Source organism: Streptomyces sp. NPDC058157 (genome assembly GCF_042884105.1).
In the GTDB taxonomy this organism is placed as follows: domain Bacteria; phylum Actinomycetota; class Actinomycetes; order Streptomycetales; family Streptomycetaceae; genus Streptomyces.
The window spans coordinates 1-9,272 of record NZ_JBHVUQ010000240.1; the positions used below are offsets into that span (position 1 = coordinate 1).

Below are 9,272 nucleotides of genomic sequence, written 5' to 3' on the forward strand. Positions count from 1 at the left end.
ACCGGACCAGGCCCCACACGGCGGCGTGGGCCGGGTCCACCCGGGCCGCGTCCCCGGCGCCCGCGGGGACCGCGTCGCGGGTGACGAGGACCAGCTTCGACGGCTCCTGCTCCCCCGCCGCGTCCGCCGCCAGCCACCGCTGTACGAGGGCCAGCGCGCGGGCCGTCGCGTACCGGACGGCGGCGGGGGCGTCGGCCGGGCGGTCCGGGAGCTCGGCGTCGAGGAGGACGACGTGCCCGTCGGCCGGAGTCAGGGGCGGGATCCCGGCCGGGGGCGCCTGCGTCCAGTCGACGCGGAAGAGGGCGTCGCGGAAGCGTCCGGCCCGTGCGGCGGCGAGCTGCTCGGCGGATACCGGCCGCAGGACCAGGGAGTCGACGCGGGCCACGGTCCGGCCGCCTGGGTCGGCGGCCAGCAGGGACACGGCGTCCGGGCCCGCGGGGGCCAGCCGGACCCGCAGGGCGGTGGGGCCCGCGGACGGGGCGGCGGTGACGCCGACCCCGGTCCACGAGAAGGGGACCCGGGCCCGGCCGGCGCCGGCAGCCGACTCCGCGCCGAGCAGGCCCTCGTCGAGGGCGACGGCGTGCAGGGCCGCGTCGAGCAGGGCCGGGTGCAGCCCGAATCCGGAGACGTCGGTCCCCTCGGGCAGGGCCAGTTCGGCGAAGACCTCCCCGTCCCGGCTCCAGGCGGCGCGCACGCCCCGGAACAGCGGACCGTAGTCCAGCCCCAGGCCGGCCATCCGCTCGTACAGGGCGTCCGGGGACCCTTCGGCGAGGGGGACCGCCCCCGCCGGGGGCCACTCGGCCGGGACGTCCCCGCCGTCGGGGGCCGGGGCGGCGGACAGGGTGCCCGTCGCGTGGCCGGTCCACGGCTCGTCGGCGGGCGCGCCCTGGACCCGCGAGTGGATCTCCAGGGCGCGGCGGCCGTCGGCGTCGGGGCCGCCGACCCGGACCTGGAGCTGGACGGCGCCGTCCTCGGGGACGACGAGGGGCACCCCGAGCGTCAGCTCGTCCAGCCGGTCGCAGCCGACGCCCTCGGCGCGGGCGGCGTGCAGGGCGAGGTCCACGAAGGCGGTGCCGGGGAGGAGGACGGCGCCCAGGACGGCGTGGTCGCCGAGCCAGGGGTGGGTGGCGAGGGAGAGCCGGCCGGTCAGGACGAGTCCCTCGCCGTCGGCGAGCGGCACGGCCGCGCCGAGCAGCCGGTGGTCCGCCTCGGCCAGCCCGGCGGCGCCGACGTCACCGGGGGCGGGGGCCGCCGCGAGCCAGTGGCGGGTGCGCTGGAAGGGGTAGGTCGGCAGATCGGTACGGCGGGCGCCGCGGCCGGCGAGGAAGGCGTCCCAGTCGACGGGCGTGCCGTGGACGTGGAGCCGGGCCAGGGCGGCGGCGACGGCCGGGGCCTCGGCCCGGTCGTCGCGCAGCAGGGCCACCGCCACCGCTTCCTCGTCCCCGGCCTCCTGGGCGAGGGCGGTCAGCACGCCTCCGGGGCCGACCTCCAGGAAGGTGCGGACCCCTTCGGCGGCCAGGGTGGCGAGGGCGTCGGCGAAGCGGACGGCCTCACGGACGTGTCGGACCCAGTACGCGGCCGAACCGAACTCCTCGGCGGGGACGGCCGCACCGGTGAGGGTGGAGACGACCGGCAGGCGGGGGACGCCGAAGGTGACCGACTCGGCCACGGCGCGGAAGGCGTCCAGCACGGGGTCCATCAGCGGGGAGTGGAAGGCGTGGGAGACGGTCAGCGCCTTGGTCCTGCGGCCCTCCGCCGCCAGCTTCCCGGCCAGCTCCGCGACCGCGTCCGCGGCGCCCGAAAGCACCACCGAGGAGGGCCCGTTGACGGCGGCGATCGCGGCCCGGTCCTCGAACCCGGGCAGCAGGGCCCGCACCTCCTCCTCCGAGGCCTCGACGGCCACCATCGCCCCACCGGACGGGAGCGCCTGCATCAGCCGGCCACGGGCGGCCACCAGCTTCGCCGCGTCCTCCAGCGAGAACACGCCCGCGACGTGCGCCGCCGCGAACTCCCCGACCGAGTGCCCGGCCAGGTAGTCCGGACGCAGGCCCCAGGACTCCACCAGCCGGAACAGCGCCACCTCGAGGGCGAACAACGCCGGCTGGGCGTGGCGCGTCTCGTTCAGCAGTTCCGCGTCCTCGCCGAACACCACCTCCCGCAGCGGGAGTTCGAGGTGCGGGTCCAGCGCCGCGCACACCGCGTCGAAGGCCTCGGCGAACACCGGGAAGGCGGCGTGCAGTTCGCGGCCCGTACCGAGGCGCTGGCTGCCCTGCCCGGAGAAGAGGAAGGCGTGCTTGCCGGGGGCGGCCTCGGCCCGGACCAGTGCGCGCGAGGGCGTGCCGTCGGCCAGGGCGGTCAGGGCCTCCAGCCGTCCGGCCGGGTCCGGTGCGAGCACGGCCGCCCGGTGGTCCAGGGCGGCGCGGCCGGTGGCCAGGGACCAGGCCACGTCCACCGGCGCCCGGTCGGGGTCCTGGGCGTACGGCAGGAGGGCGCGGGCCTGGGCGCGCAGGGCCTCCGGGGTCTTGGCGGACAGCAGCCACGGCGCCGGCGCCGCGAAGGGTGCGGCGGGGCCGGGCCGGCCGGCCGGTTCCGGGGTCCCTTCCGGGGCCTGTTCCGGGGCCTGTTCCAGGATGACGTGGGCGTTGGTGCCGCTGAAGCCGAACGAGGAGACGGCCGCCCTCCGCGGACGCGGGCCGTCCGTCCACGCGACGGGGGCGGTGAGGAGGCGGACGGCGCCGGAGCTCCAGTCGACGTGCGGGGAGGGCTCGTCGGCGTGCAGGGTCGGGGGCAGGACGCCGTGGCGGAGCGCCTCGACCATCTTGATGACCCCGCCGACGCCGGCGGCGGCCTGGGTGTGCCCGATGTTGGACTTCAGGGAGCCCAGCCACAGCGGCCGGTCGTCCGGCCGGTCCTGCCCGTAGGTCGCGAGGAGGGCCTGGGCCTCGATCGGGTCGCCGAGCCGGGTGCCCGTGCCGTGCGCCTCCACCGCGTCCACGTCCGCCGTCGCGAGCCGGGCGTTCGCCAGGGCCTGCTCGATGACGCGTTCCTGCGCCGGCCCGTTGGGGGCGGTCAGGCCGTTGGAGGCGCCGTCCTGGTTGACCGCGCTCCCCCGGACGACGGCGAGGACGGGGTGTCCGTCGCGCAGGGCGTCCGAGAGCCGTTCCACCAGCAGTACGCCCACGCCTTCCGCCCAGCCGGTGCCGTCGGCGGCGGCGGAGAAGGCCTTGCAGCGGCCGTCGGCGGCCAGCCCGCGCTGGCGGCTGAACTCCACGAAGGCGCCGGGCCCGGCCATCACGGTGACGCCGCCCGCCAGGGCCAGCCGGCACTCGCCCTGGCGCAGGGCCTGGACGGCCAGGTGCAGGGCGACGAGGGAGGAGGAGCAGGCCGTGTCGACGGTGACGGCGGGGCCCTCCAGGCCGAAGGTGTAGGAGAGCCGGCCCGAGATGACGCTGCCCGAGTTGCCGGTGCCGAGGAAGCCCTCGACCCCTTCGGGCACCGTCTGGAGGGAGGAGGCGTAGTCGTGGTACATGACGCCGGTGAACACCCCGGTGCGGGAGCCGCGCAGGGTGGCCGGGTCGATGCCGGCGCGTTCGAAGACCTCCCAGGAGGTTTCCAGCAGCAGCCGCTGCTGGGGGTCCATCGCGAGGGCCTCGCGGGGGGAGATGCCGAAGAAGGCGGCGTCGAAGTCGCCGGCGTCGTAGAGGAATCCGCCCCGCAGGGTGCTGCTGGATCCGGTGGCGCCGCCGCTCGCGGAGAGCAGGTCGAGGTCCCAGCCGCGGTCCTCGGGGAAGCCGCCGATGGCGTCGGTGCCCGCGGTGAGCAGCCGCCACAGGTCTTCGGGGGACCGCACCCCGCCGGGGTAGCGGCAGCCCATGGCGACGATGGCCACGGGTTCGTCGGTGGCCGTCCCGGTGGCGGCCGGGCGGCCGGTGGCCGCAGGCCGGGGGGCGTCGGTGATCCTGTGGTGGTGGTGGCGGGCGTCGTCGTCGGGGGTGGGGTGGTCGAAGACCAGGCCGGCGGGGAGGCGCACGCCGGTCGCGGAGGCGAGGCGGTTGCGGAGTTCGACGGCGGTCAGCGAGTCGAAGCCGAGCTCGCGGAAGGCCTGGCCGGGCCGGACGGATTCGGGGCGGCCGTGGCCCAGTACGGCGGCCGCGTGGGTGCGGACGAGGTCCGACAGCAGGGCGGTGCGACCGGCTTCGGGGAGGGCGTCCAGCCGGTGGGCCAGCGCGCTGCGGACGCTGTCGGGCGCGGCGCCCGTGGCGGCCCCGGTGCGGCGTGCGGGGGCGGGGACCAGGGTGCGCAGCAGGGCGGGCAGGGTGCCCGTACGGGCCTGCTCGCGCAGGACGGGCAGGTCCCAGCGGACGGGTACGAGGAGGGGGTGGGCGGCTTCCAGTGCCCGGTCGAGGAGCGCGAGGCCCTCGTCCGTCTCCAGGGCGAGGAGTCCGGAGCGGCCGATGCGGCGCTGGTCGGCCTCGGCGAGGGCCGCGGTGAGGGTGCTGCTGCTCGCCCACAGGCCCCAGGCCAGGGAGAGCGCGGGCAGGCCGGCCGCGCGGCGGTGCTGGGCGAGGGCGTCCAGGGCGGCGTTGGCGGCGGCGTAGTTGGCCTGGCCGGGGTTGCCGAAGACGCCGGCGGCCGAGGAGAACAGGACGAAGGCGGAGAGGTCCAGGTCGCGGGTGAGGTCGTGGAGGTGGAGCGCGCCCTCGACCTTGGGGGCGAACACGCGCCGGATCCGCTGCGGGGTGAGGGCCGGCAGCACGCCGTCGTCGGTGACGCCCGCCGCGTGGACGACGGCGGTCAGCGGGTGGGCGGCGGGGAGGTCCGCCAGCAGGGCGGCGAGCGCCGGCCGGTCGGCGACGTCGCAGGCAGCGGTGGACACCACGGCTCCGTGGGCGGTGAGTTCGGCCGCGAGCTCCCGCGCGCCGGGCGCGTCGGGGCCGCGGCGGCTGACCAGGAGGAGCCTGCGGACGCCGTGCCGGGTGACGAGGTGGCGGGCGACCAGGCGGCCGAGCGTGCCGGAGGCGCCGGTGACCAGGACGGTGCCGTGCGGGGGGAACGCCGGGGCGGGGCTCTCCTGCGCCGGGGCGTCGGCGCGTACCAGGCGGGGCGCGAGGAGGGTCCCCGCGCGCAGGGCCAGCTGCGGTTCGCCCGTGGCGGCAGCGGCGGCGAGCAGGGCGGGGTCCGGGTCCGCGCCGGGTTCCGTGTCGACGAGGAGGAAGCGGCCCGGGTTCTCGGACTGCGCCGAGCGGACGAGCCCCCAGACGGCGGCCTGGGCGGGGTCGGCGTCCTCCGCCGGGCCGGTGGGGACGGCGCCCCGGGTGAGGACCAGCAGCCGGGAGTCGGTGGAGCGGGCGTCCGCGAGCCACTCCTGGACGAGGGCGAGGGCGGCCCCGGCGGCCCCGGCGGGCCGGCCGGCCCGGGGGACGTCGCCCTCGGCCGGCGCCGTGACGGCCACGGCCACCACGGCCGGTACCGGCGCGTCCCCGGCGCGCAGGACGGCGAGCGAGTCGAGCAGGGTGACCGGGGTGGGCTCGGCGCCCTCCGCGGCGGGGGTCCACCGCGTCCGGAACAGCCCCGCGCCGCCGGTGCCCGCCGCGGCGGCCAGCTGCCCGGCCGCCACGGGGCGCAGCACGAGGGAGTCCACGGAGAGCACGGGGCGCCCCGTGGCGTCCGCGAGGAGCAGGGTGACGGCGCCCTCCGCGTCCGGTGCGGGTGCCAGGCGGAGCCTGAGCGTGCCGGCCCCGGTCGCGTACAGGGTGACCCCGTTCCATTCGAAGGGGATGCGGGGTCCGTCGTGCGGGCCGGTGTCGCCGAGGGCGGCGGTGTGGAGGGCGGCGTCGAAGAGGGCGGGGTGCAGTCCGAAGCCGGTGGTGGCGGTGCCGTCGGGAAGGGCGATCTCGGCGAAGAGTTCCGCGCCGCGCCGCCAGCCCGCGCGGACGCCCCGGAAGAGGGGCCCGTACTCCAGGCCGAGGGCGGTCATGCGGTCGTAGAGGGCCCCAGGGTCGGCGGGTTCGGCGTCGGCCGGGGGCCAGGCGGTGAGCGCGGAGGCGTCCGGGAGGGCCGCGGGGGCGGCGGCGAGCAGGCCGGAGGCGTGGCGGGTCCAGGCGTCGGCGGCGAGGGTCTCGTCGGGCTGGGAGTAGATCCGTACGGCGCGCCGGCCCTGGGCGTCGGCGGCGTCCACGACGGCCTGGAGCCGCACGCCGCCCTGCGGGGGCAGCGGGAGCGGTGCCTCCAGGGTGAGGTGCTCGATCCGGCCGCAGCCGGCCTGGTCCCCGGCGCGGACGGCCAGTTCGACCAGGGCGGTGCCCGGCAGCAGGGGGGTGCCCAGGACGCGGTGGTCGGCGAGCCAGGGGTGGGTGGCGAGCGAGACGCGGCCGGTGAGCAGGAGGCCCTCGCCGTCGGTCAGGGTGAGGACGGCGCCGAGGAGGGGGTGGTCGGCGGGGCTCAGGCCGGCGCCGGAGAGGTCGCCGGTGGCGGGCCGGGTCTCGAGCCGGTACTCCTCGCGCTGGAAGGCGTAGGTGGGCAGTTCCACGGGGCGGGCGCCGCGGCCCGCGAAGACGGCCGGCCAGTCGACGGGGGTGCCGTGGACGTGGAGGCGGGCGAGGGCGGCGGTGACGGCCAGGGTCTCGGGCCGGTCGGCGCGCAGGGCGGGGACCACGACGGCGTCCTGGTCGAGGAGGTCCGCGGCCAGGGCGGTCAGGACGCCGCCGGGGCCGATCTCCAGGAAGGTGCCCGCGCCTTCGGCGGCCAGGGAGGCGACGGCGTCGGCGAAGCGCACGGCCTCGCGGGCGTGCCGCACCCAGTACCCGGCGGAGCACAGTTCCTCGGCGGGCACGGGGCGGCCGGTCAGGGTGGAGACGACGGGCAGGGCCGGGGCGGCGGGGGACACGCCGTCGAAGGCCCGGCGGAACCCGTCCAGCATCGGTTCCACGAGCGGGGAGTGGAAGGCGTGGGAGACCGGCAGTTCCCGGCTCTTGCGGCCCCGGGCGACGAGGGGTGCGACGACCGCGGCGACGGCCTGCGCGGTGCCCGAGACCACCACGGACGAGGGCCCGTTGACGGCGGCGACGTCCGCCCGGTCCGCGTACCCGTCAGCCAGCAGTTCCCGTACCTCCTGCTCGGAGGCCTCCACGGCGGTCATCACCCCGCCGGCGGGCAGGGCCTGCATGAGCCGGGCCCGGGCGGCGACCAGCCGGGCCGCGTCCTGGAGGGTGAAGACCCCGGCGACGTGGGCGGCGGCGAGCTCGCCCACCGAGTGCCCGGCCAGCAGGTCCGGGCGGACGCCCCAGGACTCCACCAGCCGGAACAGCGCGACCTGGAGGGCGAAGAGGGCCGGCTGGGCGGCGGCCGTCCGGTCGAGCGCGCCGGGGGCGGCGGCGAACACCGTCTCCTTGAGGGGGTGTTCGAGGTGCGGGTCCAGGGCGGCGCAGACGGCGTCGAAGGCCTCGGCGAACACGGGGAACGCGGCGTACAGTTCGCGCCCCATGCCGGGGCGCTGGCTGCCCTGGCCGGAGAAGAGGAACGCGGTGCGGCCGCGGGGCAGGACCGTGCCCGTGGCGGTGCTGGTGTCCGGGGTGTCGGCGGGGGTCTCGCCGCGGGCCAGCAGGTCCAGGGCCCGGCGCAGTCCTGCGGGGTCCGCGGCCACGATCGCGGCGCGGTGGTCCAGTGCGGCCCGGGTGGTGGCCGTGGCCAGCCCGAGGTCGGCGAGTGTGTGCCCGGGGTGGTCGGCGGTGTGGCGCAGGAGGCGGGCGGCCTGCCCGCGCAGGGCGGCCCCGGTCTTCCCGGACAGCAGCACGGGGGTGTACCCGGGCCCGTCGGCCGGCGGCGCTTGCGGCGCGGGGGCGGGCTGCTCGTGCGGCGGTTCCTCCAGGACGACGTGGGCGTTGGTGCCGCTGAACCCGAACGAGGAGACGGCGGCCCGGCGGGGCCGTTCGCCCTCCGTCCACGGGACGGGTTCGGTGAGCAGGCGTACGGCACCCGAGGACCAGTCGACGTGCGGGGACGGGGCGTCCACGTGCAGGGTCCTGGGGAGCAGGCCGTGGCGCATGGCCTCGACCATCTTGATCACTCCGCCGACGCCGGCGGCGGCCTGGGTGTGGCCGATGTTCGACTTGAGGGAGCCGAGCCACAGGGGCCGCTCGGCCGGGCGGCCCTGGCCGTAGGTGGCGAGGAGGGCCTGGGCCTCGATGGGGTCGCCGAGCGTGGTGCCCGTTCCGTGGGCCTCCACGGCGTCGACGTCGGCGGGGGTCAGCCGGGCGTCGGCGAGGGCCTGGCGGATGACGCGCTGCTGGGCGGGGCCGTTGGGGGCGGTGAGGCCGTTCGAGGCGCCGTCCTGGTTGACGGCGGAGCCGCGGACGACGGCGAGGACCGGGTGGCCGTTGCGGCGGGCGTCGGAGAGGCGTTCCACCAGGAGCATGCCGAGGCCCTCGCCCCAGCCGGTGCCGTCGGCGGCGGCCGCGAAGGGCTTGCACCGGCCGTCGGCGGCGAGGCCGCGCTGGCGGCTGAAGTCCACGAAGGAGGTGGGGGTGAGCATGGTGGTCACGCCGCCGGCGAGGGCCAGGTCGCATTCGCCCTGGCGCAGGGCCCGGACCGCCAGGTGCAGGGCGACGAGGGAGGAGGAGCAGGCGGTGTCGACGGTGACGGCGGGGCCTTCGAGGCCGAAGGTGTAGGACACCCGGCCGGAGACCACGCTCGCGGCGCTGCCGGTGCCGATGTGGCCGTCGACGTCCTCGACGGCCTGCTGGAGCAGGGCGGAGTGGTCGTGGTACATCACGCCGGTGAACACGCCGGTCCGGCTGCCCTTGAGGGACGTGGGGTCGATGCCGGCCCGTTCGAAGGTCTCCCAGCAGGATTCCAGGAGGAGCCGCTGCTGGGGGTCCATGGTGAGGGCCTCGCGGGGCGAGATCTCGAAGAGGCCGGCGTCGAAGAGGCCCGTGCCGTCGAGGAAACCGCCCTCGCGGACGTGGCTGGTGCCCCGGGTGTCCGGGTCGGGGTCGTAGAGCGCTTCCAGGTCCCAGCCCCGGTCCGTGGGGAAGGCGGTGATGGCGTCGCCGTCCTCGGCCAGGAACCGCCAGAGTTCCTCGGGGGTGGTGATCCCGCCGGGGAAGCGGCAGCTCGTCGCGACGACGGCGATCGGTTCGTGCCGGGCCTCGTCGAGGTCGCGCAGCCGCTCGCGGGCGTCGTGGAGGTCCGCGGACACCCGCTTGAGGAAGTAGCGGAGCTTTTCCTCGTTGTTGTTCGCCTGAAGGTCAGTCACCTGGGGTCACCTTTTGCAT

General features: G+C 77.6%; 1 protein-coding gene. It reads right to left on the reverse strand.

The window, feature by feature from the left end; genetic code table 11:
* A partial coding sequence (locus tag ACFVXK_RS34000; protein ID WP_389619679.1) for a type I polyketide synthase occupies positions 1-9,253 on the reverse strand: 9,253 nt, incomplete at its 3' end.
* Positions 9,254-9,272 lie beyond the last annotated feature (19 nt).